The organism is Martinezella rhizogenes (genome assembly GCF_027460065.1).
GTDB lineage: Bacteria > Pseudomonadota > Alphaproteobacteria > Rhizobiales > Rhizobiaceae > Agrobacterium > Agrobacterium rhizogenes_C.
Genome location: NZ_JAPYZZ010000001.1, coordinates 787,801 through 811,655 on the forward strand (window position 1 = coordinate 787,801; position 23,855 = coordinate 811,655).

A 23,855-nucleotide genomic window follows, 5' to 3' on the forward strand; every position below is an offset into this window, starting at 1 on the left:
GTCAGAACTCTATCCCGGCCTGAGCCTTCACGCCTGCCTTGAAATGATGTTTCACCAGCGTCATTTCCGTCACCATGTCGGCGGCGTCGATCAGTGGCTGCTTGGCGTTGCGACCGGTCACGATAACATGCAGATCGGGCCTGCGGTTGGAAAGCGTTTCGACAACCTCTTCCAGCGGCAGGTAATCGTAACGCAGCGCGATGTTCAGCTCGTCGAGGATCAGCAAGCCGATCGTTGGGTCTGCCATCAGGGTCTTGGCCTCTTGCCAGGCCTTTGCCGCTGCCGCGACATCGCGTTTGAGGTCCTGCGTGTCCCATGTGAAACCTTCACCCATGGTGCGCCACACGACCTTATCGCCAAACAGTGTCAGGGCCTGCTGCTCGCCCGTCGACCATGCACCCTTGATGAATTGCACGACGCCCACCCGCCGCCCGGTGCCGAGCATGCGCAAGGCGAGGCCGAAAGCGGCCGTGGACTTGCCCTTGCCGGGGCCGGTATTGATCATCAGCAGGCCTTTTTCGATGGTCTTTTCCGCAACTTCGGCATCCTGCACCGTCTTGCGGTTGACCATTTTCTGCCGGTGGCGTTCGGCTTCGCTGTCGCTGATGTCGCGGGTCATCGCTTGTTCCTTCTTTTCCAGCGGCGCGGGACCTTATGCGCCCCGCCATTCGGAGCGGCGACTATACTCAATTTGCCGCACCCGGCAATGCGTCGGTCACGGGCGCACGGCATTGACCCTCACACCCGTTCAGCCTAAGGGTAAGGGACTGACGGTCTTTTCCCGGCAACGGGAAAAGCTAAGAGGGAACACGGTTCCGCCCTGAGAAAGGGCCATTCCGTGGCTGCCCCCGCAACTGTAAGCGGTAAGCCCGCACCGTAAAGCCACTGAACCTTTATGATCGGTTCGGGAAGGCGGTGACAGGGTGTTGATAGCCGCAAGCCAGGAGACCTGCCGTTTCAGGAAAAAACGTCTGCCGGGCGGGGTGCTCCGGTCAGTCGGTCAGATCGAACAGCCGGTTTGCACCTGTCGCACACCGTTTTCGATAGCCGCACCCCGATGAATTTTAACGTGGCGCGGGAACGGGACGGTTTGGATATTTCAGCGACATCTTCATGTGCAAACGGGAACCCGCAGGACGAAACCGCGCCGGGCGTTACCGTCTTTGTATGCCGCAGTTGTCGCGACGATGTCGATCCCAATGCCGAACCGCGTCCCGGTTCGCGTCTTGCCGATGCCGTTATTGAAAAGGCGCAGGAGAGCGGCATTGTCGTTCGCTCCGTCAATTGCCTTGCCAATTGCAAGCGTGGTCTCAGCGCCGTTCTGCGCAGCGCCGATGGCTGGTCTTATGTGTTTGGCGGGCTGACGCCCGGTGATGCGGAAGACCTGCTGACCGGCGCGCGGCTGCTTTCCGTCGCCCCCGATGGCCTGATGCCATGGCGCGGGCGGCCCGAACCCCTAAAGCGCGGCATGGTGGCGCGCATTCCCCCATTCGATTTTACTGAGGAGAGATCATGAGCACCCTTCTGGACCGCGTTCCCTGCACCATCGTCACCGGCTTTCTGGGCGCCGGAAAAACCACGCTGCTGCGCGGCCTTCTCGAAAAGCTTGATGGTAAGCGGCTCGCTATCATCGTCAATGAATTCGGCGATATCGGCATAGACGGTGAAATTCTGAAAGGCTGCGGCATTGAAAGCTGCCCTGAGGAAAACATCGTCGAGCTGGCCAATGGCTGTATCTGCTGCACGGTGGCGGATGATTTCCAGCCCGCCATCGAACAAATTCTCAGCCGCCAGCCGAAGGTGGAGCATATCCTCATCGAGACCTCCGGCCTTGCCCTGCCGAAGCCCCTGGTGCAGGCCTTCCAGTGGCCGGCCATCAAGAGCCGCGTGACTGTCGATGCCGTGGTCGCCGTGGTGGATGGTGCGGCTCTGGCTGAGGGTCAGGTCGCCCACGACATGGAGGCGCTTGCTGCCCAGCGCGCCAATGATGAGGCACTTGATCATGACGATCCGGTCGAAGAGGTCTTCGAGGATCAGGTCGCCTGCGCCGATCTCATCGTGCTAACCAAGGCCGATCTTCTCGACGATGCCGGCCTCGATAGGGCGAAGGCGCATATCCTCGAACATCTGCCGAAGGCGGCGAAGATCGTTGTCGCTTCGAATGGCGCCATCGATCCGGCGGTGCTGATCGGCCTCGGCCTTGCGGTGGAGGAGGATATTGAAAACCGCCGCACCCATCATGATGGCGAACTCGACCATGAACATGATGATTTCGACAGCTTTGTCATCGACCTGCCGGCCATTACCGATCCGGAAGCGCTGGCGGCCCGTATCGCCGAGACGGCCGCTGCCGAAAATGTGCTGCGCATCAAGGGTTTTATCGAAGTTGCCGCCAAGCCTATGCGTCTGCAGGTGCAGGCTGTCGGCAGCCGCGTCAACCACTATTACGATCGCCCCTGGGCGGCGGGTGAGGAGCGCCGCAGCCGCCTCGTCGTCATCGGCGAAAAGGGCATCAACCGCGAAAAGATCGAACAGATGCTGGCCGCCTGACATAAGCCATTTGCGCATTGTCCGGACGCACAACCGCTGCGCATTTTTACTGGAAATGCTTTAGATGCATATTCTCGCCACCACATCCTCGTCTCTGGACGACCTGATCGAGCCGGTTGATCTCAACCAGCCGCGCTCGGATGTGGTGGTGCTGTCTTTTTCAGCAAGCGATCTTGCCGGGCTTGAGCGGGCGTGGGGAAAGGCGGGAGAGACCCTCCTCTCCCTCTCTGCCGCGAACCTCTCCGAGCTTCGGCACCCGATGTCGGTCGATCTCTGGATCGAAAAAACGGCGGAACATGCACGCGTTATTCTTATCCGGATTCTCGGAGGCGCGGAGCGCTGGCGCTATGGGGTTGATCAGCTGGCTATTCTGGCGCGCAGGCGGGGCATCAAGCTTCTGCTTTTGCCGGGGGAGTGCAGTGAAAGGGATGAAAAGCTCGAGGCGGCCTCTACCGTCGATAAGCCGATGCTTGCCTCCGTTCTCTCTTTCTTCCGCGAAGGTGGAGGGGAGAATATGGGCCGCCTTGCCGCTGGTCTTGCTGTTCTAGCGGGCGGAGGAGAATGGCCGGATATAAAGGCTGACCCCCTGCCAAAGGCCGGCTTCTATCGGCCGGATCTGGGTGTCTTGGGGCAGGAGGAGGCTTGTGCCGGGTTTCCTGCCGGTGCGTCCGTTCTGCCAATCCTCTTTTACCGCTCCATGCTTCTGGCGGAAGATGCTGCACCCGTCGATGCGCTGTTTCAGGCGCTCTCTGCGCGCGGGTTTGCACCCCTGCCGATTTTCGTCAGCGGGTTGAAGGATGGGGAAGCGATCCGTTTTCTCGAAACGGTGCTGCCCGCTGTTCAGCCTGCCGCCATCATTGCCGCCACGGCCTTTGCCAGCCAGACGGATGATAGAGGCGAAACACTGTTCGACCGTCTCGGCGTTCCCGTTTTTCAGGTGGTGATGGCAACCACCCGGCGCGACGGCTGGGCGGAAAACGCGCGCGGTCTCAATCCGTCCGATCTTGCCATGCATGTTGTTTTGCCCGAGTTGGACGGGCGGATTCTCGCAGGAGCGATTTCGTTCAAACAGGCGAGGACGGATGGTGGTGTCAGCCTTCTGAATGTGCCGGAGGCGGATCGCGGCGAGCAGGTTGCGAACCGCATCGCGGCTTTTCTGCGAATGAAATCTGCGGCACCTCGGGATCGCCGTATCGTCATCCTGATGCCGGATTATCCCGGTGCCGCGCCGGGGCGCACCGGTTATGCCGTTGGTCTTGATGTGCCGCAAAGCGTGCTCGAAATGCTGCGTGATCTCGCCGATGCGGGTTATGCGGTGGAGGAGATTCCTGAGACAGCGCGGGCGTTGCTCGATCGCATCGAGAGCCAGGAAGCGACGGTCGATCTTTCCACCTATCGGGATTTTTTTGCGGGTTTGACTGAGACCGCCTCCAGCTCGGTGAATGCGACGTGGGGAGCTGCGGAACAGGACGACGCTTTCGCCGACGGCACTTTCCATTTTCGCGTTGCCCGCTTCGGCCAGGTCTTCGTAGCGCTTGCCCCGGATCGGGGGCGGAACGAGGATCGGCGGGTGGATTATCACGACCCTGCCCTGCCGCCGCGCCACGCGCTCGTCGCCTTCGGCGCATGGATGCAGCGTGTGGCAGCGGCGCATGCCATCGTCCATGTGGGCGCGCATGGCACGCTGGAATGGTTGCCCGGCAAGACGGTTGCGCTTTCCCGCGATTGTTTCCCGGAAATCGTCACCGGCCCGCTGCCGGTGGTCTATCCGTTCATTGTCTCCAATCCCGGTGAGGCGGCGGTTGCCAAGCGGCGCATCGCGGCGGTTACCATCGGCCATGTGCCACCGGTGCTTGTCAATGCCGGGCTTTCGCCGGAACAGTTGGCGCTGGAACAACTGGTCGATGAATATGCGCAGGCGGACGGCCTTGATCGCCGCCGCCGCGACCGGCTGGCGAAGTTGATCGTCGAAAAGGCGCTGGAAACCGGGCTGGCGGCCGAGGCCGGCGTTGGCGCGAAGGATGATGCCGATACGGCCCTGTCACGTATCGATGCCTTTCTCTGCGACCTCAAGGATTTTGCCATCAAGGACGGCCAGCATGTTTTCGGCCGTTCCCCCGAAGGTGAGGCCGATCCTCTCCGGCTTCAGAGCGGGAAGGCTGAGAAAGCCGCGCTGCTTGCAGCGCTCGATGGCCGACACATCGCCCCCGGCCCTTCCGGCGCGCCAGCGCGAGGGCGTCTCGATGTGCTGCCCACCGGCCGCAACCTTTATGCCGCCGATCCCCGCACCATGCCGACGCCGACAGCTTTCGAGCTCGGCCGCATGGCGGGCGAAGAGGTGCTGCGCCATCATCTGCAGTCCCATGGTGATTGGCCGAAACATCTGGTGTTCGATCTTTGGGGCAGCGCCAGCCTTCGCAATGGCGGCGAGGATGTGGCGCAGGCGCTGCATCTGATGGGGGCAAGGCCGATCCATGATCCTGCCACCGGCCGGGTCACCGGCATCGAGGTTCTGCCGCCGGCGAGCCTCGGACGGCCGCGGATCGATGTGACCTTTCGCATTTCAGGCCTGTTCCGCGACATGTTTCCGGCGCTCATCGCGCTTCTCGATGCCGCCGCCGGGGCGGTTGCGCGGCGGGACGAAGCGCCGGGCGACAATCCGCTGGCGGAAGAGGCGGCAGCGCTTGGGCATATCCCTGCCCGCATCTTCGGTTCTGCGCCGGGTACCTATGGCGCGGGTATCGAGGAAAAGCTTGCCAGCGGTACATGGGATGAGCGCGAGGAGCTGGGGCAGGCCTATCTCGATGCGGCGAACCATGCCTTTGGTGGTGCGGATGGGCTCGAGATCTTCGAGGATGCCGGCTTTACGGAACTGGTGCGCCGGGCCGATCTTCTGGTTCATACCGGCGACGATCCCGGTCGCGATCTTCTCGACGGCTCTTCGGATGTCGCCTTTATCGGCGGTTTTTCCGCCGCGAAGGCAGTACTTGGCGGTATCGCGGATATCGTCGCACTGGATACGACCGATCCGGCGCGCCCGCGTGCGAGATCGATGACACAGGCGCTGACGCGGGTGGTGCGCGCACGTGCCGTCAATCCGCGTTTCATTGCAGGCCAGATGCGGCACGGCCCACGCGGGGCAGCGGAATTTGCAGAAACGGTGGACCGGCTGGTCGGCTTTGCCGAAACCACCCATACGGTATCCTCCTCGCTGATCGAGGCGCTTTACGATGCCTATTTTGGCAATGAGGATGTGCGCGATTTCATCCTGCGGGAAAATCCGAAGGCGGCCGAGGTGATGGCCGCGCGCTTTTTATCCGCCCGCCGCCGTGGCCTCTGGCACAGCCGCCGCAATGCGGTGGATGCGGAGCTGGAAATGCTGATCCTGCCCCGATCTGAAAAGGTGGGTGCATGATGGCCGCCGCTGCCGATCCCGTTCAGCCATTTGGCCGCCGTGGTCTGTGCCCGGCCTTGTCCGCCCCCATGCAAACCGGCGACGGTTTTTTGTCGCGGGTCGCGTTCGAGGCGGATATTTCGCCGCATGTGATGGTGACGCTTTGCGGTCTCGCCGAGCGCTACGGTAACGGGTTAATCGACATTACCGCGCGCGGAAGCCTGCAGTTTCGTGGCTTGACACCGCAAAGCGCCTGCGCCCTGGAAAAAGATGTTCTGGCGCTCGATCTGCCACTACGCGAAGGTTTGGCGGTCGAGACTTCACCTCTTGCCGGCCGGGATGATGCGGAAATCGCGGATGGCCGTTTTCTCGCCGAGGAGATTCGAAAAGGGGGTGAGGCCCTTGCGATTTCTGACAAACTCGCGGCCAAAACCTCTGTTGTCATTGATGGCGGCGGACGCCTCTCCATGGGCGATTTGCTGGCCGATATTCGTTTGAAAGCAATCCGGCTGGAAGGTCGGACCTTCTGGCAACTGCTTGTCGGCGGGCCGGAACGCACGGCGTTGAATGCGGGACTTGTTGAGCCGGTTAAGGCGGCCGGTGTGGTTCTGTCACTTCTTGTTTTTCTGGCTGAAAAGGGACCGTTTGCCCGCGGTCGCGATCTGGATCGGCAGACCGTGAAGGCGGTTTGCGGTGAGCGTTTGCTGGATCGGGAAAGCGGGGGCGAAGCCCGGACACCTTCGTTGCCGCTGGGTTTGATGAGGGCTGGAGATAGCCGTTTCGCCGTTGGTATAGCAGCCGCTTTCGGACAGGTTCGAGGTGCCGACTTGGCGCATCTGTGCGAGCGGGCCGAGACGCTCGGTATCAAGGCCCTGCAGCCAGCGCCAAACCATAGCCTGCTATTTTTTGGGTCGTCGTCTGCCTGTGATACGTTGCTTGAGGCTGCGGCGGCATCCGGCTTCGTCACGACTTCAGGCGATGCGCGGTGCTCCATCGCCGTCTGTCCCGGCGCGCCGGGCTGTGCCTCGGCTTTTCTTGCCACGCACGACCTGGCGGCTTTTGCTGCCAAAGAATGTGCCGGGTTGCTGGACGGTTCGTTCACGCTGCATGTTTCCGGCTGCGGCAAGGGCTGTGCACGTCCCACGCCCTCGCTCTTGACCCTCTCGGGCACTTCGGATGGCCTGGCATTCTCGATTTCCGGCCGCGCCGGTGACCCGCCAGACGGGATTTTGCCCTTAGGCCATCAGAAGACGGCGCTTTCGCGGCTTGCCCGTCTTTACGAAAAAGAACATAAGCCCGGTGAAAACGCCGCCGACCTTCTTGCCCGTCTGGGCCGGGAGGAAATCGGTGCGGCGCTTCGACAGGATAACCAATGACCGACTATGATTATATTCGCGACGGCAATGCGATTTATGAGCGCTCTTTCGCCATCATTCGCGAAGAAGCGGATTTATCCGCCTTTACCGCAGAGCAGGCGGATATCGCCATTCGCATGATCCATGCCTGCGGGCAGGTGGAGGCGGCAGGCCATTTCCGCTTCTCGCCGGATTTCGTTTCGGCCGCGCGCGGCGCGTTGCTCGCCGGCAAACCCGTTCTGTGTGATGCGCAAATGGTTGCCCATGGCGTGACGCACGCAAGGCTTCCGGCTGACAACGCCGTCATCTGCACGCTTCGCGATCCACGCACGCCGGAACTTGCGAAAAACATCGGCAACACCCGATCCGCTGCCGCACTCGATCTCTGGGCGGACCACCTTGAAGGTGCTCTGGTCGCTATCGGCAACGCGCCGACAGCGCTGTTTTATCTTCTGGAAATGCTGGAAAAAGGCGGGCCGCGTCCGGCTGCCATCATCGGCATGCCGGTCGGTTTTGTTGGTGCGGCGGAATCGAAAGATGCGCTGGAGGCAAGTGCGCTTGGCATACCCTATGCTATCGTCAAGGGACGTTTGGGCGGCTCGGCCATGACGGCCGCCGCCATCAACGCGGTTGCGAGGGCGGGCCTGTGAGTGCTGCTCTTTTTGAACATGCCAAGGGTAAACTCGTCGGCGTCGGCACTGGTCCGGGTGATCCTGAGCTGCTGACGCTGAAAGCCGTGCGCGCCATTGAAAATGCCGACGTTCTCGCCTTCTTCTGCAAGAAGGGCAGCGCCGGCAATGGCCGAGGTATCGTCGAAGCCTTTATTCGTCCCGGCACGCTGGAAATGCCGCTGGTCTATCCCGTCACCGTCGAAAGCGACAAGAACGGTGAGGATTATCGCGGCGCGATTGCTGCTTTCTTTGATCAGTCGGCAAAGGACATTGCCGTGCATCTCGATGCCGGGCGCAATGTGGCCGTGCTCTCTGAAGGCGATCCGCTGTTTTACGGCTCCTATATGCATCTGCATTTGCGGCTTGCGCCGTCCTATGAGGCTGAAGTCGTTGCCGGCATCACCGCCATGTCCGGTTGCTGGTCCATGGCCGGTTTGCCGCTGGTGCAGGGCGACGATATTCTGAGCGTGCTTCCCGGCACGCTGGCAGAAGAGGTGCTCGCGGAGCGACTTTCCGGCACGGATGGCGCCGTGATCATGAAGGTCGGCCGCAATCTGCCGAAAATCCGCCGCGCGCTGGAAGCGGCCGGCAAGCTCGAAGAGGCGCTGTATGTAGAGCGCGGCACCATGGTAAACAGCCACGCGGTGCGGCTCATCGAACGGGATGCCTCGCCAGCGCCCTACTTCTCGCTTGTCCTGGTGCCGGGCTGGAAAACCAGGCCAGCCGGGAGCGAAGGGTCATGACCGGCAAACTCGTTGTTGTCGGCCTCGGTCCCGGCAATGTGGATCAGGTAACGCCCGAGGCGCTAACCGCTGTCGAGGCTTCGGAAGATTTTTTCGGGTACATCCCCTATCTCGACCGCCTGTCGCTTGGCCCTCACCAGCGACGCCATGCTTCCGACAATCGTGAGGAAATCTCCCGCGCCGAACGGGCGCTCACGCTTGCGGCCCAAGGTGGCAAGGTCTGCGTGGTGTCAGGCGGTGATCCCGGTGTTTTCGCCATGGCGGCGGCGATTTGCGAGGCGATTGAAAACGGACCCTCCGAATGGCGTGAGATCGATTTTTCCGTCGTTCCGGGTGTGACCGCCATGCTGGCCGTCGCCGCTAAAGCCGGTGCGCCGCTCGGCCATGATTTCTGCGCCATTTCGCTTTCAGATAACCTCAAGCCCTGGAGCATCATCGAAAAACGGCTGATTGCGGCGGCCGAAGCCGGATTTGTGATGGCCTTCTACAATCCCGTCAGCAAGGCGCGGCCGCACCAGCTTTCCACCGCCTTCGACCTGTTGCGCAAACATTTGCCCGGCTCGGTGCCGGTGATCTTCGGTCGCGCCGCAGGCCGGGCGGATGAGCGCATTCGGGTGGTGCCGCTTTCGGAGGCGTCGAGCGACATGGCTGACATGGCCACCTGCATCATCGTCGGTTCGGTGGAAACCCGTCTGATCGTGCGTTCCGGAAAGGAACCGATCGTTTATTCGCCACGGTTTTCGAAAAGGGAAAGCTGATGGCGTATAGCGGTGAGCGCAATGGCGATATCCGGCACGGTCACATTATTCCCGTGCGTATCGTTCAATTGTTGCGGCCTTTCGATCATGATGACCGGCAGGCCAAGTCGTCTCGCCGCTTCGATCTTGCCGTAACTGGCGCTGCCGCCCGAGTTTTTAGATATCACCACCTCGATGCGGTTTACCTCCAGCATACGGATTTCATCTTCCGTCACGAAAGGACCGCGTGCTGTGATATAACGCGCATTCGGCGCCTTCAGCGGCGGTTCCACCGGGTCGACGCTGCGGATGAGGTAGCTGTGCTGAGGTGCGGCTTCGAAAGGAAGAAGCTCCTGACGGCCGAGCGCCAGAAACACTCGTCTACCCACGGTACCAAGCGCTGTGACGGCCTGTCCGACGGTATGGACGCTCCGCCATGTATCACCCGGCTGACGCGGCCAGACGGGGCGCGAGAGCACGACCAGTGGAACATCGGCAAGCCTTGCCGCCTCGACGGCATTGGCGGAAATCATGGCCGCATAGGGATGGGTGGCGTCTACGAGAATATCGAAACCCTCTGTGCGAATGAAATCCGTCAGCCCTGCCGCGCCGCCAAACCCACCACTGCGCATCGGCACGGGCTGTTCCACCGGCGAGAGCGTGCGCCCGGCCATCGACAGCAAAATTCGGTAGCCGGAGTCTTCCGCCAGCCGGCCGGCCAGAATGCGGGCATCCGCCGTGCCGCCAAGGATGAGTATGGAGCGTGTCATGACATCTGAATATTCCGGAACGGCGAGGGCTTCCACTGAAAAGAACGAGAAGCCGTGGCTTTCCATCGTCGGTATCGGCGAGGACGGGCTTCAGGGGCTGGGTGAAAATGCGCGTCAGGCGATAGAGGCAGCCGAGGTGGTTTTCGGCGGCAAACGCCATCTGGAACTGGCTGCAACGGCCATTCGCGGCGAAGCGCATGCCTGGCCGGTGCCGTTCGACGTAGAAATGAGCGATGTTCTCGCATTGCGCGGCCGCCGGGTGTGTGTGCTGGCCTCCGGCGATCCGTTCTTCTATGGTGTCGGCGTCACGCTTCTGCGGCGGATTCCGGCGGAGGAAACGGCCTGTTATCCCTCGCCTTCCGCCTTTTCGCTGGCCGCCTCGCGGCTTGGCTGGGCCCTGCAATCGGCCGAATGCGTTTCGCTGCATGGGCGTTCCATCGATCTGGTGCGGCCACATCTGCATCATGGCGCGCGGATCATCGCGCTGACGTCCGATGAGCGCGACCCGGCCTTGGTTGCGCGGCTGCTGTCCGATGCCGGATTCGGCCGTTCGGAATTCATACTGCTTGAAGCATTGGGCGGAGACCGTGAAAAGCGCCGGCAAATCCCGGCGGCTGATTTTGACTTCGAAGATATTGACCCGCTGAACGTCGTGGCGATCGAAGTCGTGGCGGATGAGGGTGCACGTGTCCTGCCGTTTGCAAATGGTCTTGATGACGGCCTTTTCGAACATGACGGGCAGATTACCAAGCGCGAAATCCGCGCGGTGACGCTTTCCTCACTCGCCCCCCGCCGGGGAGAACTGCTTTGGGATATCGGTGCGGGGTCCGGTTCTATTGGCATCGAATGGATGTTGTCGCATCCCTCGCTGCGCGCCATCGCCATCGAGCAGCATCCGGAAAGGGCAGAGCGGATTGCCCGCAATGCCGATGCTTTTGGCGTTCCGGGGCTCGAGGTCATGATCGGCACGGCTCCGGCGGCTTTTGAAGGCTTGTCTTTGCCGGATGCGATTTTTATCGGCGGTGGCGGCAGTGAGACAGGCGTACTGGAGGCCGCCATGGACGCCCTGAAACAGGGCGGGCGGCTGGTGGCCAATGCGGTGACGCTGGAAATGGAAGCGGTATTACTGGCTGCCCAAGCGAAATTCGGCGGTTCGATGATCCGTCTGGAAGTCTCGCGGGCTGCTGCTGTCGGTTCCATGTCCGGTTGGCGTTCGGCCATGCCGGTGACACAATGGAGCTGGGTCAAGCCATGGTGACCGTGGCTGGCATAGGCTGTCGCAAAGGTGCCAAGTCGGACGCGATCATTGCGGCTGTGCGGGCGGCCGAGCGTGCTTTTGGCGTGACAGTTGACTATCTGGCGACTGCGCCGCTCAAGGCGGAGGAGGCCGGCCTCGCCGAGGCGGTGAAGTGTCTGTCTCTGTCGCTTGAAATAGTGGCGCAGGAACGTCTTGAAGCGGTTGCCGTCGAGACGATGACATTTTCACAGGCCAGCCTCGATCACGCTGGTTCGCCAAGCGTGAGTGAAGCAGCAGCACTTGCGGCGGCAGGTGCGGGTGCAAGGCTGGTCGCACCACGCCTCGTGGTCGGTCACGTCACTGTGGCTATCGCAATGACGAGTGACGCGCCGCATGGTAGCCGCAGCGCCATTGAATACGGAGAACAAGAATGACGGTTCATTTCATCGGCGCCGGTCCGGGCGCCGCCGATCTCATCACGGTGCGCGGGCGCGATCTTATCGCCGCCTGCCCGGTCTGCCTTTACGCCGGTTCGCTGGTTCCGAAGGCCCTCATCGATTATTGCCCGCCGGGTGCACGCATTGTCGATACCGCAGCACTTTCGCTTGACGAGATCGAGGCGGAGTTCGTGGCGGCCGCCAAGGACGGCAAGGATGTGGCGCGCCTGCATTCCGGCGATCTTTCGGTCTGGAGCGCCATGGGCGAGCAGATTCGCCGGCTGGAGCGCCTGGGTCTCGATTATACCGTCACCCCCGGCGTCCCCTCCTTCGCCGCCGCCGCTGCCACCCTGCAGCGAGAGCTGACGGTGCCGGAAGTGGCGCAGAGCCTGGTGCTGACCCGTATCTCCGGCCGCGCCTCGAAGATGCCTGATGGTGAGACGCTGAAGGCTTTCGGCGCGACGGGTGCGACACTCGCCATTCATCTCGCCATCCATGCGATCGGCAAGGTGGTGGAGGAGCTGACGCCGCTTTATGGCTCCGATTGCCCGGTTGCCATTGTCGTTCGGGCCTCGTGGCCGGATGAGCGGGTTATTAGAGGCACGCTTTTCGATATTGAGGGCAAGCTTGCAGCCGAGCCGGTGGAGCGAACGGCGCTGATCTTTATTGGGCGTGGTCTGGCCTCAACGGATTTCCGCGAAAGTGCGCTTTATAGCGCCGACTATGTACGCCGGTTCCGGTCCCCGAAGGAGGATGCGGCAGGCTGATGCGACGGCGTGGAGGCGGTGCGCCCCTTGAGTGCACCCTGACGGTCAAACACCAGAATATCGAGCGCGATCGCCGGCGACTTCAGCGCCGCGGCGGCGGTCACCCAGGCTTTTTCCGCAACGATCGCGCCAAGGTCTACGCCTGCGCTTTCGGCCAGCTGAAAGGCGTGCGCGACCATGTTGGCCTCGCGGATGGCAATGGCGAGATTGTCATCGCCTCCCGCCTCCGTGGCCAATGCCGCCAGTGCTTCAAGGTCGGCAAGGCCTTTCTTGGAATGCACGTCGAGCATGCCCTGGGCGAGCTTGGTCATCTTGGCAACGCCGCCAGCGATCGTTACCCGCTCGACCGGGTGGCTGCGCAGATATTTCAGCATGCCGCCGATGAAGTCACCCATGTCGATCAGCGCGGTTTCCGGCAGGTCGTAAAGCGCTTGGCCGGCCTTTTCGGATGTATTGCCGGTGGCGCCCAGAACATGGGTGCAGCCGGTCGCGCGAGCCACATCGATGCCGCGCCAGATGGAGTGAATCCAGGCAGAGCAGGAAAAGGGAATGACGACGCCCGTGGTGCCGAGAATGGAAATGCCGCCAAGGATGCCGAGCCTGCCATTCAGGGTTTTTTCTGCCAGCTTCTCGCCGTCGCGGACGGAAATCTCGACCTCGAAATCGGCATTCTCCCCCGCCACTTCGCGAATGGCGGTCTCGATCATCCTGCGCGGAACGGGGTTTATTGCGGCTTCTCCCGGTGGCAGGGGCAGGCCCGGCCTCGTGATCGTGCCGACGCCCTTACCCGCCCTGAAAGTGATGCCGCTTCCCGGTTCGCCCCGTCTGACCGTGCTTTCGATCAGCGCGCCGTGGGTGACGTCAGGATCGTCGCCGGCATCCTTGACGACGCCGGCGCGGGCGAAGTTTTCACCTTTTTCCTCGGTGGCGAGGGAAAATGCCGGCCTCGCGCCGCTTGGAAGTTCCACTTCGACAGGGTAAGGAAACTCGCCGGTCAGAAGGGCCGCGCAAGCCGCCTTCGTGGCGGCTGCCGCGCAGGTGCCCGTGGTCCAGCCGCGGCGAAGGGTCTTTCCATCCGTTTCCATATGCATTCCTATAGCCGGGACGGCTTTTTCCGTCATCGTTAAAAAGCAGCCAAGAACAATGTCGATACCGCAGATTTTGAACAGCATCGCCGCAAAGGGTCCGGTCTTCGAAGCCGGCCACGTCTGGCTCGCGGGCGCGGGGCCGGGTGATGTGCGTTATCTGACGCTCGAAGTGGCGCTCGCGCTGTCGCACGCCGATATCATCGTGCGCGATGCGCTGGTAAGCGATGATGTCGTGGCGCTCGGTCCGCAGGCGGAAGTCGTCTTTGCCGGCAAGCGTGGCGGCAAGCCCTCCGCGACGCAGGATGACATTACCGCTTCGCTGATCGATTTCGCCGGTCAAGGCAAAAAGGTGCTGCGGCTGAAGGGCGGCGATCCCTTTATTTTCGGGCGTGGCGGCGAAGAGGCGGAGGCGCTTGTCGATGCCGGCATTCCGTTTCGGATATTGCCGGGCATGACCTCGTCGTTTACCGCGCTTGCTTCAGCGCGCATACCCGCCACCATGCGTGGAATCAGCCGCGCAGTGACACTCGCTACGGGCCATGCGGCGGGCACCGAAGAGGATCTCGATTGGCTGGCATTGGCGAAAACGCGAGAACCCATCGTCGTTTATATGGGGTTGAAGAATATCGGCACGATTGCCAGTCTTCTGATGCAGGGTGGGCGTTCGGGAAAAACGCCCGTCGCTGTCATCATGTCGGCAACCACCGCGCAGGAGCGAATTTTCATCGGTACATTGGAAAGCATAGCTGACGATGCAATGCGGGAAAATTTCGAAGCGCCGGCTTTGATCGTTATCGGCGAGATTGTTTCGATGCGGGATCGTCTCGGAGTGTCCGGGTTATGACGGCGCGGGCAATCATCGTCGGCGCGCCGCGCTCGGGCTCCGGCAAGACCAGTGTGACCATCGGCCTGCTCCGGGCCTTTGCGCGCCGCGGGGTGAAGGTGCGCGGCATCAAGACGGGGCCGGATTACATCGATCCCGGTTTCCATGCCTTCGCCACGGGCACATCAGGTCTCAATCTGGACAGCTGGGCCATGCAGCCGAACCTGCTGCGACATCTGTTTTCGCAGCAGACCGAAGGTGCGGAACTCATACTCATCGAAAGTGCAATGGGCCTGTTCGATGGTATTCCCGTCGTGGAAAACCGCACCGGCTCGGCGGCGGATCTGGCGCGGCTGTTCGGCATTCCGGTTCTGCTGGTGCTGGATGTCTCCGGTCAGTCCCAGACGGCGGCTGCGGTAGCGCATGGTTTTGCCCACTACGATCCTGATGTCACCATGGGGGCGGTGGTGCTGAATCGTGCTGGCAGCGAAAGGCACCGGACGCTGTGCACGGAAGCCATCGAAAAAATCGGCCTGCCCGTCGTCGGCTGCGTTCTGCGTGATCCTTCCCTTATCCTGCCGGAACGGCACCTGGGGCTGGTGCAGGCGAGCGAACATCCGGAAATTGACGCCCATATAGACCGGCTTGCGGATGCGATGGAAAAATCCATCGATCTCGACGCCTTGTTTTCGCTCGCCGCGCCGGTGGAAATGCCCTGCGGTTCGGTGGAGGCGGCGATTGCGCCGCCAGGTCAGCGCATCTCGCTGGCGGAAGATGCGGCCTTCACCTTCCTTTATCCGCATCTCAGGAAGCATTGGCGTGCGGCCGGGGCAGAGATCGTGCCGTTTTCGCCGCTCGCCGATGAGGCACCCGATGAGAGCTGTGATATCTGCTGGCTGCCGGGTGGCTATCCCGAGCTTTTTGCCGGAAAACTTGCCGCTGCCGTCGGCTTCAAGGCGGGTATTGCCCGTTTTGCAGAGACAAAGCCGGTGCATGGCGAGTGCGGCGGTTACATGGTGCTCGGTGAGGGGCTGGAGGATGCGGAGGGCGTGACCCATGCCATGACTGGTCTCCTGTCGCACGCCACGAGCTTTGCGACACGCAAGATGAATCTCGGTTATCGGCAGGCCACGATTGCGGCAGACAGCCCGCTCGGCATGGTGGGGGACGTTCTGCGCGGCCATGAATTTCATTATGCCCGGGTCACCGATCCCGGCCGTGATGAGCCCTTCGCTCATATGGCTGACGGGCAGGGTCGCCCGCTCGGGCCATCCGGCGGCAGGAGAGGTTTTGTCTCGGGCACGTTCTTCCACGCCATCGCCAGAGGCGGTTGATCGTTTGCGATTTTGGCCGGGGAACCTGCGGCAAAGTGGAGCAAGCTGCGAAAGTTTCTAGGCTCCGATCACGGGAAAGTGCTATAGCTCCCTTTATGGGATTTGGAAAAGCGGGGTTAGCTCCGATTGTCCATATGCGGTGAAGCGAGACGGGACCTCAAGCTGCTTCATATTTCCCGGTCCGAAGCTGTTATCGCGCATTTTATGTCGAGCGTGCCTACCGATGATGAAACCCGGATTTTTTCTCTCTGCCGCTCTCGCTGCAGCCATTCTGCTGGTTCCTTTAGGCACCGGGCTCGACAGCATCGCCGCCCATGGCGGTGAAGATTATGCGACGCTGGAAAAGCTTGGTGCGGTCCTCTTCGATGATCCCAATCTCTCGATGAACCGCACCATGGCCTGTTCCACCTGCCATATGCAGGCGGCCGGGTTTTCCGATGCAAGGGAGAACGAAAAGGTCGGGCGGGATGTATCGCTTGGCGATGACGGGATTTCTCTTGGCGACCGCAACGCGCCAACCGCGGCTTATGCGAAGTTCACGCCGCCTTTCGGCAGGAACGCCGCGGGAGAGTATGTCGGCGGGCAATTCTGGGATGGCCGCGCGTCCCTGCTGGAAGATCAGGCGGGCGGACCACCGCTCAACCCCGTCGAAATGGGCATGCCGGACAAGGCGGCTGTCGTTAAAAGGCTGAAAGAGAACCCCGAATACGTTGCGGCGTTCGGCACGCAGTTCGGCAAGGATGTGTTCCAGAGCGACGAAACCGCCTATGCCGCGATGACCAAGGCGCTGGCGAGTTTCGAGCGTTCGGACGAGTTTTCCACCTTCGATTCCAAATATGACCGCTTCCTGCGCGGTGAAGAAAAGCTGACCGATCAGGAAGAGCTGGGCCGCGTTCTGATTTCTTCGACGCAATTCACCAATTGCAATACCTGCCACGAAATCCGTGGAGCCAAGGGTCTGGAAGATGGCCTCTTTACCAACCACAAATATTTCAACATCGGCGTTCCCGCCAATACGGCGGTCAGGGCGGTGAATGGCTCGAAGCCGGATGCTATCGATCTGGGTCTGGCGCAGAATCCGGCCGTCGCCGGTGATCCTGCCCAGCGCGGCAAGTTCAAGGTGCCGACGTTGCGCAACGTCGCCGTGACCGGTCCTTATATGCACAATGGCGTATTCAAGGACCTGCGAACGGTGGTGCTGTTCTACGTGAAATATAAGAGCAAGAAGCCCAGCCGTCAGATCAATCCGGAAACCGGCAAGACTTGGGATGCGCCCGAGGTGCCCGAAAATATCGCCATGACGGAACTGACATCCGCGCCGGCGCTGGATGACAAGCGGGTGGATGCCATCGTGGCTTTTCTGAAGACGCTGACCGACCGGCGTTACGAGCATCTTCTGCCAAAAGAGGACGGGCAGACGGCGGTGCCGCCTGCCCAGCCCGTTTCAAGCGTTACGCCGAAAGCGCCTTAAATTCGGCGATAACCGCATCCCCCATCTCAGAGGTGCCGACCTGACGGCAACCGTCGGCCATGATGTCGGCGGTGCGGATGCCCTTGTCCAATACGTTGGCGATTGCCGCCTCGAGCTTGGTGGCTTCATCCACCATGTTGAACGAGTAGCGCAGGCACATGGCGAAGGACGCGATCATGGCGATCGGGTTGGCAATGCCCTTGCCGGCGATATCAGGGGCCGAACCGTGCACCGGCTCATACATGGCCTTGCGTTTGCCGGTCTTGGCATCAGGTGCGCCAAGCGAGGCGGAAGGCAACATGCCGAGCGAGCCGGTGAGCATGGCGGCGACGTCAGACAGCATATCGCCGAACAGATTGTCGGTCACGATGACGTCGAACTGCTTGGGTTTGCGCACAAGCTGCATGCCGCCGGCATCCGCCAGCATATGTTCCAGCTGAACATCCTTGTATTTCGCAGCGTGGGTTTCGGTGACCACCTGGTTCCACAACACGCCCGATTTCATGACGTTGCGCTTTTCCATCGAGCAGACGCGGTTATCGCGGGTGCGGGCCAGTTCGAAAGCGACGCTGGCGATACGTTCGATCTCGAAAGTGTCGTAGATCTGCGTGTCGATGCCACGCTTCTGGCCGTTGCCGAGATCGATGATCTGCTTCGGTTCACCGAAATAAACGCCGCCGGTCAGTTCGCGAACGATGAGGATATCCAAGCCTTCGACCAGTTCTGGCTTCAGCGAGGAGGCGGCGGCAAGTGCTGGATAGCAGATGGCCGGGCGCAGATTGGCGAAAAGTTCGAGGTCCTTGCGCAGGCGCAGCAGACCCGCTTCCGGGCGATGCTCGTAGGGAACGCCATCCCATTTCGGACCGCCGACGGCGCCGAACAGGATAGCATCGGCGGCAAGCGCCTTTTCCATGTCCGCATCGGAAATCGCGACTCCGTGGGCGTCATAGGCGGAACCGCCAACGAGGCCTTCCGAAACGGTGAAGCCGGCATTTTGCGCGCTGTTCATATAATCGATCAGCTTGCGGACCTCAGTCATGGCTTCGGGGCCGATACCGTCACCGGGCAGCAGGAAAAGCGAACGGACTGTCATGAGAACCCTCCTTGGGCGGCGCGCCGGAAAACATCACGAAGGGTTTTCGATGGCGGCGAGCGCGGCGTCAAACTCGTTCCGTCCTGCGCATGCCAAGTCGTATCGCAGCCGGACGGGATCGAGGGCTTCTTATCTCCGCCTCAGGGGCTTTTCAAGCAAAGCAAAAGCCGATCCGGTACGGTTTGGTACAGGATCGGCTTTTTTGAAGAGCAGAAATGTGGTCAGGCCCAGGGGCGGACCGAGGCGTTCGCCTTTTCAAACGTATCGATGGCACCGGAATGTTCCAGCGTCAGGCCGATATCGTCGAGACCGTTCAGCATGCAATGCCGCTTGAATTCGTCGATCTCGAAAGTGATCGTGCCGCCATCGGGGCCGCTGATTTCCTGGCGCTCCAGATCGATGGAGAGAACGGCGTTCGAGCCGCGCGAGGCGTCGTCCAGCAGCTTTTCGAGATTCTCGGGGCTGACGACGACCGGCAGGATGCCGTTCTTGAAACAGTTATTGTAGAAGATATCGGCGAAGCTGGTGGAGATGACGCAGCGGATGCCGAAATCGAGCAGTGCCCATGGTGCATGTTCGCGCGAGGAGCCGCAGCCGAAATTGTCGCCGGCGACGAGAATCTGGGCATTCTGGTAGGCTGGCTTGTTCAGCACGAAGTCGGGATTGGGCGAACCGTCTTCGAGATAACGGGATTCGGCGAAAAGACCCTTGCCGAGACCGGTGCGCTTGATGGTTTTCAGATAATCTTTCGGAATGATCATATCGGTGTCGATATTGACGACCGGCATGGGCGCGGCGACGCCCGTCAGCTTGGTGAATTTTTCCATCTGTCGCTTCCCGTGTTTCCCTTGAACAAAATCCGGCACTGACAAAAGCCTGCCGGATGTTCTCTCTCGGGAAATACTGCAAAACTCGGCGCTTTAGAAGCGCAAACCCACGTTCTTCGGTACGCCTCCTCGGGCGTTCTCGCATCCTGACCGGATTAAGCGATCTCAGAGATCGATAATCGTGCCCTTGCCGTCGTTCCAGACGCGCATATCGCGCTGGTTACGGGGCTTGACCGGAATCGGGGCCGGCTTCAGACGCGCGGAAAGCAGGCGGGCAGCACTTAGGACCGCGAGCACGCCGATGAAAGCCACCGTAAGCGACGCGGTAAAAAGAGCGACGATCGCCAGAATTGCAATGCCAGATGCGGCGATGAAAAACGAACGTATGCCTTGCATGATCCAAACCTTTCTATCCAGACGAATGTGGGCCTTCTTCTTCCGGCTTGCAAGAGGATTCAGTGGATTGTCGGCTTGCAGATGTCACAAAAGCTTGACACAAGTGCGGCATCGTCAATTTTTCCGAAAATATTTCCGTGAGACCACGTCGTTCCTTGCTGTCAGTTCCGGCCATCAATGTCCGGGCACTCGAAAAAATCCGGGAGCTCGACTGTGATGGCGTGATCCTCGATCTCGAGGATTCGGTTGCGCCCGATATGAAGGGCAAGGCGCGGGACAATCTGGAAAAGCTGTTCTCAGGCCCGTCTTTCGATGGACGGGAAACTATTATCCGCATCAATCCGCTTTCGACACCGGATGGAAAAGCGGATCTCCAGCTTGTGCTTTCCTGCCGGCCGGATGCGGTTTTATTGCCGAAGGTGGAACAACCTTCCGATATTCATGAGTTGGCCGATCTTCTGGCTGAAACTGATGCGCCCGAGCACCTGAAAATCTGGGCGATGATCGAAACGCCGTTCGGCGTCCTGAATGCCGCCTCGATTGCCGACGCGGCCCATACGCCGAATGCCCGGCTTGCCGCCTTCGTCATCGGACTCAACGATCTGCGCAAGGAAACCCGTGTTCCGCGCCTTCCCGGCCGCACCTATCTCGTGCCGTGGATGATGCAGGTGGTTCTTGCCGCGCGGGCCTACGGGCTCGACGTTATCGACAGCGTCTCGAATGATTTTCGCGACATCGAGGCTTTCGAAGCCGAATGCGAACAGGCGCGCGCGATGGGCTTCGATGGCAAGATGCTGATCCATCCGGCCCAGATCGAAGCGACCAACCGCCACTTCGGCCCGGATGAGGCGGCAGTTGCGGAAGCGCGCGAGATTATTGCGGCTTTCGCAAAACCGGAATCTGTGGAATTGAACGTCATCAACATGAACGGTCGGATGATCGAACGACTGCATGTAGGGCAGGCCGAAAGGCTGGTCGCCATGGCCGATATCATCGCACAAAGAAAGGCAAAAAAGACGTGAAGGTCTATCGTTTCATAACCGGTCCTGATGACTCGAAATTCTGTCACCGGGTCACCGAAGCGTTGAACAAGGGCTGGGAACTTGCGGGTTCACCGAGCTATGCCTTCAACGCCGCAAGCGGCGTCATGCATTGTGGTCAGGCCGTGACCAAAGTGGTCGAAGGCAAGGAATACCATCCGGACATGAAGCTCGGCGAGCAATAAGACGCACCGCCGGCGGGGCTATCGCTCCGCTGCGGCTTCGTCGGCGCTTTCCTCGATTCGCTCCATGTCGTCATCCGACAGGCCGAAATGGTGGCCGATTTCGTGGATGAGGACGTGGGTGATGATGTCGCCAAGCGTTTCCTCGTTCTCGGCCCAATAGTCGAGAATGGGACGGCGATAGAGCGTGATGCGGTTTATCATTTCGCCCGTTTCCATGGTGAAACGTTCGGAAATGCCGCGCCCTTCAAAGAGGCCGAGAAGATCGAAGGGTGTTTCGAGCGCCATGTCTTCGAAGACGTCATCGGTCGGAAAATCGGCGATCTCGATGATGAGATCCTTGGTCAGTGCGCGAAATTCTTCCGGCAGGTGGCCATATGCCTCGATCGCAAGCGACTCGAAGGCGGAAAGTGTCGGCGCGTGGCGGTCCCGCCAATCGTCGGTCTGGTCTATGCGGGCCATTTCTGCTCCTTGTTGGAAGGCCCATATAAACACTTGCGGGGCAAATTTCGAGACCCGTCTGCTTCACCCGCCGAAAAAGCATGAAATTCTTGGCGTTACAGTTACTTTTCAAGCCGTCGTCATCTTGACATAAACAGGCGTCTCGCGTAATCGGCACCCAAATTGATGGCGTAGTGCGCCTTCCGTTTATTCCGCCCTTTAAAAGGCGGCTTCACCGGCAGATATTCAAAGGGACATTCGGTCCCGACGGGTTTCTACCAAATTCCGACTGATAAAAAGACGGCCAGCTTGCATTTGCGGGCAGAGCCGGAACGAACATGAAAGGATAAACAATGTTCGCAGTCATCAAGACCGGCGGTAAGCAGTACCGCGTAGCGGCCGACGCCGTGCTGACCATCGAAAAGCTGGAAGCAGAGGCAGGCGCAACTGTAGAATTCACCGAAGTTCTCGTTGTTGGCGAAGGCGCTGACGCCAAGTTCGGTGCACCCTTCGTCAAGGGCGCCATCGTCAAGGCTGAAGTTGTCGAGCACAATCGCGGCAAGAAGGTCATCGCCTTCAAGAAGCGTCGTCGTCAGAACTCCAAGCGTTCGCGCGGCCATCGTCAGCATCACACTGTCGTCCGCATCACGGACATCGTTGCTGCCTGATCGGCGCGACACCGGAAACAAGGTTTAAAGGAGAACTCCAATGGCACACAAAAAAGCTGGCGGTTCCTCGCGTAACGGTCGCGATTCCGAATCCAAGCGCCTTGGCGTAAAGAAGTTCGGCGGCGAAGCTGTCATTCCAGGCAACATTATTCTGCGTCAGCGCGGCACGCAGTGGCATCCGGGCGCCAATGTTGGCATCGGCAAGGACCACACGATTTTCGCACTGACCGCAGGTAACGTGAACTTCCGTACGAAGGCCAATGGCCGCGTATTCGTATCCGTGGCTCCGAAAGCGGAAGCCGCAGAATAAGCCGGTAAGCGTCATATGCAGCCGGTGTCCCATCGACCCGGCTGAGACGTATCAGGTTCAGTCAAGAAAACAGGGGAGATGGGGCACCACCCAACTCCCCTTTTTCTTTAACCTCATGGAGGGACTGAACCATGCAAGCTGAATTGTTAAGGGTCGACCAATCACGGTCACCCGAAGAGCGGCCGAGGCCCGATCGGTCGAGGAGCGATTGCCCCGTTTTACTGTCGCAGAGGCTGGTTTTACGCAAGCCTCACGAAGAAGACATCGACGCCCTTGCCCATCTTGCCAACAATGCCAATATCGCGACCATGGTGTCGCGTATGCCGCACCCGTACACGGCGAAAGACGCCGCGGATTTTGTGCGACGCTCTAAAGCTGGCGAGATTGGCAAGTGCGTCTATGCGATTACCCGCATGGACAATGGCGAGTTTTTAGGCTGCTGCGCGCTCGAACCCCAGGAAGACGAAAAGACGCTTGAGATCGGTTACTGGCTGGGGGAACCCTACTGGAACCGCGGCTACATGACGGAAGCGGCGCATGCGCTGATCGATATGGCCTTCCGCACGCGTGAAATCGACCAGATCGATGCCCGTTGCCGGGTTACCAACATCGCGTCGCGCCGCGTCATCCAGAAATGCGGTTTCCAGTTCCAGGGCTCCGGAATGGTCGGTTCGCTGGCGCTTGGCGGTATGGTGCCGGTGGAATGGTACAGGCTGGACCGCAAGACCTGGGTTTCGCTGAAGAGCTGGGGGGACATGGGATGAGTGCGCTCGAACTGACCCGTCGCCGGACTGGCGCTACGACAGCGCCGCCCGGCCCCTGCCCCGTCATCGAGACACGGCGCCTGGTGTTGCGGCCGCAGCGACTTTCCGATGCCGGCAGCATTGCGGAATCGCTTGGCGATTTCGCCGTGACGAAGATGCTGGCCCGCGTTCCCGCCCCCTATCACAAGCAGGATGCGCTGGAATGGCTGGTCTTGCGTACATCCGGCACCCTGCCCGACTGGGATTTCGCCATCACCAGCGGTGACGATACCCTAATCGGTGTGGTTTCGGTGGAATTGCGGCATGGCGAGTGGCATCTCGGCTACTGGCTGAACCGCTTCTATTGGGGCAAGGGTTACATGACCGAGGCAGTGGCCGGCGTGGTGGAGCGGTTCTTCCGCCGCATGCCGGGGGTGACCCTTCATTCCGGTGTGTTTGCGGATAACCCCGCTTCGCTGCGTGTGCAGGAGAAACTCGGCTTCCGGGTGACCGGTTGCCACCAGATCTACGCCACGGCGCGGGCCGCCATGGTGGCGCATATCGATACGGTGATCGCGGCTCAGGATTTCATCTGGCCGCACCGCTGACACTGAGGAGCATCGGGCCGAAAACAGAGGGAGTTTTCGGCCCGAAGCGTTAAACGAAGCCGGTTTGAAGCAAACCGGCCTTGTTCCGCGCAGGGGCTTGCCGCACGATAGTCTTTGACGTTGCGGAGAAGCGCTTGTATTCGAAACGACGATATTTTTGTTTGGCGCGG

The 23,855-nt window shown here is 60.6% G+C and carries 26 protein-coding genes and 1 riboswitch; of the genes, 19 read left to right on the top strand and 7 right to left on the bottom strand.

Annotated features, from left to right (window positions below):
- Position 1 precedes the first annotated feature (1 nt).
- Positions 2–619 carry a cob(I)yrinic acid a,c-diamide adenosyltransferase gene (gene cobO, locus O8B93_RS03810; protein WP_269708459.1) on the bottom strand — a complete coding sequence of 206 codons (618 nt, stop codon included), beginning with the start codon at positions 617–619 and terminating at the stop codon, positions 2–4.
- A 135-nt stretch (positions 620–754) separates the two neighbouring features.
- Positions 755–971, top strand: a riboswitch (cobalamin riboswitch).
- A gap of 119 nt (positions 972–1,090) precedes the next feature.
- On the opposite strand from cobO, the gene O8B93_RS03815 reads away from it, so the two are divergent.
- The 7 genes from O8B93_RS03815 (at position 1,091) to O8B93_RS03845 (ending at position 9,471) form a co-directional block, all read left to right on the top strand.
- Positions 1,091–1,516, top strand: a complete 426-nt coding sequence (locus O8B93_RS03815) for a DUF1636 family protein (RefSeq protein ID WP_269708460.1) — start codon at positions 1,091–1,093, stop codon at positions 1,514–1,516.
- Positions 1,513–2,550, top strand: a complete 1,038-nt coding sequence (gene cobW, locus O8B93_RS03820; protein WP_269708461.1) for a cobalamin biosynthesis protein CobW — start codon at positions 1,513–1,515, stop codon at positions 2,548–2,550. Before O8B93_RS03815 ends, cobW begins: the two co-directional genes overlap by 4 nt.
- Positions 2,551–2,614: 64 nt before the next feature.
- Complete coding sequence (gene cobN / locus O8B93_RS03825; protein WP_269708462.1) at positions 2,615–5,965, top strand: cobaltochelatase subunit CobN; 3,351 nt, start codon at positions 2,615–2,617, stop codon at positions 5,963–5,965.
- Positions 5,965–7,320: a precorrin-3B synthase gene (gene cobG, locus O8B93_RS03830; protein WP_269708650.1), complete on the top strand. Its 1,356-nt coding sequence runs from the start codon at positions 5,965–5,967 to the stop codon at positions 7,318–7,320. The genes cobN and cobG overlap by 1 nt, the downstream gene beginning before the upstream one ends.
- A complete protein-coding gene (locus O8B93_RS03835) occupies positions 7,317–7,949 on the top strand; it encodes a precorrin-8X methylmutase (RefSeq protein ID WP_174009506.1) in 633 nt (210 codons plus the stop codon). Before cobG ends, O8B93_RS03835 begins: the two co-directional genes overlap by 4 nt.
- Positions 7,946–8,713, top strand: coding sequence for a precorrin-2 C(20)-methyltransferase (locus tag O8B93_RS03840; protein ID WP_269708464.1), 768 nt, complete (start codon positions 7,946–7,948; stop codon positions 8,711–8,713). Before O8B93_RS03835 ends, O8B93_RS03840 begins: the two co-directional genes overlap by 4 nt.
- Positions 8,710–9,471 (top strand): precorrin-3B C(17)-methyltransferase, encoded by a 762-nt coding sequence (locus tag O8B93_RS03845; protein WP_269708465.1) that lies wholly within the window; start codon positions 8,710–8,712, stop codon positions 9,469–9,471. Before O8B93_RS03840 ends, O8B93_RS03845 begins: the two co-directional genes overlap by 4 nt.
- On the opposite strand, the gene O8B93_RS03850 is transcribed toward O8B93_RS03845, so the two are convergent.
- Positions 9,438–10,220 carry a cobalt-precorrin-6A reductase gene (locus O8B93_RS03850; protein WP_269708466.1) on the bottom strand — a complete coding sequence of 261 codons (783 nt, stop codon included), beginning with the start codon at positions 10,218–10,220 and terminating at the stop codon, positions 9,438–9,440. The genes O8B93_RS03845 and O8B93_RS03850 overlap by 34 nt on opposite strands.
- On the opposite strand from O8B93_RS03850, the gene cbiE reads away from it, so the two are divergent.
- The 3 genes from cbiE to cobM are packed head-to-tail and all read left to right on the top strand — an operon-like array spanning position 10,219 to position 12,661.
- On the top strand, positions 10,219–11,478 hold the full coding sequence (gene cbiE, locus O8B93_RS03855; protein ID WP_269708467.1) for a precorrin-6y C5,15-methyltransferase (decarboxylating) subunit CbiE: 1,260 nt from the start codon (positions 10,219–10,221) through the stop codon (positions 11,476–11,478). The two genes, O8B93_RS03850 and cbiE, sit on opposite strands and share 2 nt — an antisense overlap.
- Positions 11,472–11,891 (top strand): cobalamin biosynthesis protein, encoded by a 420-nt coding sequence (locus tag O8B93_RS03860; protein ID WP_269708651.1) that lies wholly within the window; start codon positions 11,472–11,474, stop codon positions 11,889–11,891. The genes cbiE and O8B93_RS03860 overlap by 7 nt, the downstream gene beginning before the upstream one ends.
- Positions 11,888–12,661: a precorrin-4 C(11)-methyltransferase gene (gene cobM, locus O8B93_RS03865; protein ID WP_269708468.1), complete on the top strand. Its 774-nt coding sequence runs from the start codon at positions 11,888–11,890 to the stop codon at positions 12,659–12,661. Before O8B93_RS03860 ends, cobM begins: the two co-directional genes overlap by 4 nt.
- Here cobM and O8B93_RS03870 read toward each other — a convergent pair.
- Positions 12,616–13,746 carry a cobalt-precorrin-5B (C(1))-methyltransferase gene (locus O8B93_RS03870; RefSeq protein ID WP_269708469.1) on the bottom strand — a complete coding sequence of 377 codons (1,131 nt, stop codon included), beginning with the start codon at positions 13,744–13,746 and terminating at the stop codon, positions 12,616–12,618. The two genes, cobM and O8B93_RS03870, sit on opposite strands and share 46 nt — an antisense overlap.
- A 58-nt stretch (positions 13,747–13,804) precedes the next feature.
- Here O8B93_RS03870 and cobA point away from each other — a divergent pair, with 58 nt between their 5' ends.
- From cobA to O8B93_RS03885, 3 genes are all read left to right on the top strand, one after another.
- A complete protein-coding gene (gene cobA / locus O8B93_RS03875; RefSeq protein WP_269708470.1) occupies positions 13,805–14,593 on the top strand; it encodes a uroporphyrinogen-III C-methyltransferase in 789 nt (262 codons plus the stop codon).
- The gene (locus O8B93_RS03880; RefSeq protein WP_269708471.1) at positions 14,590–15,906 is read left to right on the top strand and encodes a cobyrinic acid a,c-diamide synthase CobB; all 1,317 of its coding nucleotides are present in this window, start codon (positions 14,590–14,592) and stop codon (positions 15,904–15,906) included. The genes cobA and O8B93_RS03880 overlap by 4 nt, the downstream gene beginning before the upstream one ends.
- A 223-nt stretch (positions 15,907–16,129) precedes the next feature.
- The gene (locus tag O8B93_RS03885) at positions 16,130–17,377 is read left to right on the top strand and encodes a cytochrome-c peroxidase (protein WP_269708472.1); all 1,248 of its coding nucleotides are present in this window, start codon (positions 16,130–16,132) and stop codon (positions 17,375–17,377) included.
- Here O8B93_RS03885 and leuB read toward each other — a convergent pair.
- From leuB to O8B93_RS03900, 3 genes are all read right to left on the bottom strand, one after another.
- The gene (gene leuB, locus O8B93_RS03890; RefSeq protein WP_269708473.1) at positions 17,358–18,470 is read right to left on the bottom strand and encodes a 3-isopropylmalate dehydrogenase; all 1,113 of its coding nucleotides are present in this window, start codon (positions 18,468–18,470) and stop codon (positions 17,358–17,360) included. The two genes, O8B93_RS03885 and leuB, sit on opposite strands and share 20 nt — an antisense overlap.
- A 221-nt stretch (positions 18,471–18,691) precedes the next feature.
- Entirely contained in the window at positions 18,692–19,297 is a 606-nt protein-coding gene (gene leuD, locus O8B93_RS03895) for a 3-isopropylmalate dehydratase small subunit (RefSeq protein ID WP_065114390.1), read from the bottom strand.
- A 165-nt stretch (positions 19,298–19,462) separates the two neighbouring features.
- Positions 19,463–19,693 carry a hypothetical protein gene (locus O8B93_RS03900; protein WP_020809819.1) on the bottom strand — a complete coding sequence of 77 codons (231 nt, stop codon included), beginning with the start codon at positions 19,691–19,693 and terminating at the stop codon, positions 19,463–19,465.
- A gap of 110 nt (positions 19,694–19,803) precedes the next feature.
- On the opposite strand from O8B93_RS03900, the gene O8B93_RS03905 reads away from it, so the two are divergent.
- Both O8B93_RS03905 and O8B93_RS03910 read left to right on the top strand, forming a co-directional pair.
- Positions 19,804–20,715: an HpcH/HpaI aldolase/citrate lyase family protein gene (locus O8B93_RS03905; RefSeq protein ID WP_269708652.1), complete on the top strand. Its 912-nt coding sequence runs from the start codon at positions 19,804–19,806 to the stop codon at positions 20,713–20,715.
- Positions 20,712–20,918, top strand: a complete 207-nt coding sequence (locus O8B93_RS03910) for a DUF1737 domain-containing protein (RefSeq protein ID WP_003492695.1) — start codon at positions 20,712–20,714, stop codon at positions 20,916–20,918. Before O8B93_RS03905 ends, O8B93_RS03910 begins: the two co-directional genes overlap by 4 nt.
- Before the next feature lie 18 nt (positions 20,919–20,936).
- Here O8B93_RS03910 and O8B93_RS03915 read toward each other — a convergent pair whose 3' ends face one another.
- Positions 20,937–21,377: a metallopeptidase family protein gene (locus O8B93_RS03915; protein ID WP_006310993.1), complete on the bottom strand. Its 441-nt coding sequence runs from the start codon at positions 21,375–21,377 to the stop codon at positions 20,937–20,939.
- Positions 21,378–21,709: 332 nt separating this feature from the next.
- Between O8B93_RS03915 and rplU the strand changes: the two genes are divergently transcribed.
- From rplU to O8B93_RS03935, 4 genes are all read left to right on the top strand, one after another.
- A complete protein-coding gene (gene rplU / locus O8B93_RS03920; RefSeq protein ID WP_003492690.1) occupies positions 21,710–22,024 on the top strand; it encodes a 50S ribosomal protein L21 in 315 nt (104 codons plus the stop codon).
- A gap of 40 nt (positions 22,025–22,064) precedes the next feature.
- Complete coding sequence (gene rpmA / locus O8B93_RS03925) at positions 22,065–22,334, top strand: 50S ribosomal protein L27 (RefSeq protein ID WP_003492686.1); 270 nt, start codon at positions 22,065–22,067, stop codon at positions 22,332–22,334.
- Between the two features lie 131 nt (positions 22,335–22,465).
- Complete coding sequence (locus O8B93_RS03930; RefSeq protein ID WP_003505256.1) at positions 22,466–23,098, top strand: GNAT family N-acetyltransferase; 633 nt, start codon at positions 22,466–22,468, stop codon at positions 23,096–23,098.
- Positions 23,095–23,685 (top strand): GNAT family N-acetyltransferase, encoded by a 591-nt coding sequence (locus O8B93_RS03935; RefSeq protein WP_269708474.1) that lies wholly within the window; start codon positions 23,095–23,097, stop codon positions 23,683–23,685. The genes O8B93_RS03930 and O8B93_RS03935 overlap by 4 nt, the downstream gene beginning before the upstream one ends.
- Positions 23,686–23,855 lie beyond the last annotated feature (170 nt).

Bases quoted from the DNA above. Each gene is read 5' to 3' on its own strand.
- cobO (WP_269708459.1), bottom strand. From the start codon at position 619: ATGACCCGCGACATCAGCGACAGCGAAGCCGAACGCCACCGGCAGAAA.
- cobW (WP_269708461.1), top strand. From the start codon at position 1,513: ATGAGCACCCTTCTGGACCGCGTTCCCTGCACCATCGTCACCGGCTTT.
- O8B93_RS03870 (WP_269708469.1), bottom strand. From the start codon at position 13,746: ATGGAAACGGATGGAAAGACCCTTCGCCGCGGCTGGACCACGGGCACC.
- O8B93_RS03900 (WP_020809819.1), bottom strand. From the start codon at position 19,693: ATGCAAGGCATACGTTCGTTTTTCATCGCCGCATCTGGCATTGCAATT.
- O8B93_RS03850 (WP_269708466.1), bottom strand. From the start codon at position 10,220: ATGACACGCTCCATACTCATCCTTGGCGGCACGGCGGATGCCCGCATT.
- O8B93_RS03880 (WP_269708471.1), top strand. From the start codon at position 14,590: ATGACGGCGCGGGCAATCATCGTCGGCGCGCCGCGCTCGGGCTCCGGC.
- rpmA (WP_003492686.1), top strand. From the start codon at position 22,065: ATGGCACACAAAAAAGCTGGCGGTTCCTCGCGTAACGGTCGCGATTCC.
- O8B93_RS03835 (WP_174009506.1), top strand. From the start codon at position 7,317: ATGACCGACTATGATTATATTCGCGACGGCAATGCGATTTATGAGCGC.
- cbiE (WP_269708467.1), top strand. From the start codon at position 10,219: ATGACATCTGAATATTCCGGAACGGCGAGGGCTTCCACTGAAAAGAAC.
- rplU (WP_003492690.1), top strand. From the start codon at position 21,710: ATGTTCGCAGTCATCAAGACCGGCGGTAAGCAGTACCGCGTAGCGGCC.
- cobN (WP_269708462.1), top strand. From the start codon at position 2,615: ATGCATATTCTCGCCACCACATCCTCGTCTCTGGACGACCTGATCGAG.
- leuB (WP_269708473.1), bottom strand. From the start codon at position 18,470: ATGACAGTCCGTTCGCTTTTCCTGCTGCCCGGTGACGGTATCGGCCCC.
- O8B93_RS03930 (WP_003505256.1), top strand. From the start codon at position 22,466: ATGCAAGCTGAATTGTTAAGGGTCGACCAATCACGGTCACCCGAAGAG.
- O8B93_RS03935 (WP_269708474.1), top strand. From the start codon at position 23,095: ATGAGTGCGCTCGAACTGACCCGTCGCCGGACTGGCGCTACGACAGCG.
- leuD (WP_065114390.1), bottom strand. From the start codon at position 19,297: ATGGAAAAATTCACCAAGCTGACGGGCGTCGCCGCGCCCATGCCGGTC.
- cobA (WP_269708470.1), top strand. From the start codon at position 13,805: ATGTCGATACCGCAGATTTTGAACAGCATCGCCGCAAAGGGTCCGGTC.
- O8B93_RS03915 (WP_006310993.1), bottom strand. From the start codon at position 21,377: ATGGCCCGCATAGACCAGACCGACGATTGGCGGGACCGCCACGCGCCG.
- O8B93_RS03845 (WP_269708465.1), top strand. From the start codon at position 8,710: ATGACCGGCAAACTCGTTGTTGTCGGCCTCGGTCCCGGCAATGTGGAT.
- O8B93_RS03860 (WP_269708651.1), top strand. From the start codon at position 11,472: ATGGTGACCGTGGCTGGCATAGGCTGTCGCAAAGGTGCCAAGTCGGAC.
- cobG (WP_269708650.1), top strand. From the start codon at position 5,965: ATGGCCGCCGCTGCCGATCCCGTTCAGCCATTTGGCCGCCGTGGTCTG.
- cobM (WP_269708468.1), top strand. From the start codon at position 11,888: ATGACGGTTCATTTCATCGGCGCCGGTCCGGGCGCCGCCGATCTCATC.
- O8B93_RS03885 (WP_269708472.1), top strand. From the start codon at position 16,130: ATGATGAAACCCGGATTTTTTCTCTCTGCCGCTCTCGCTGCAGCCATT.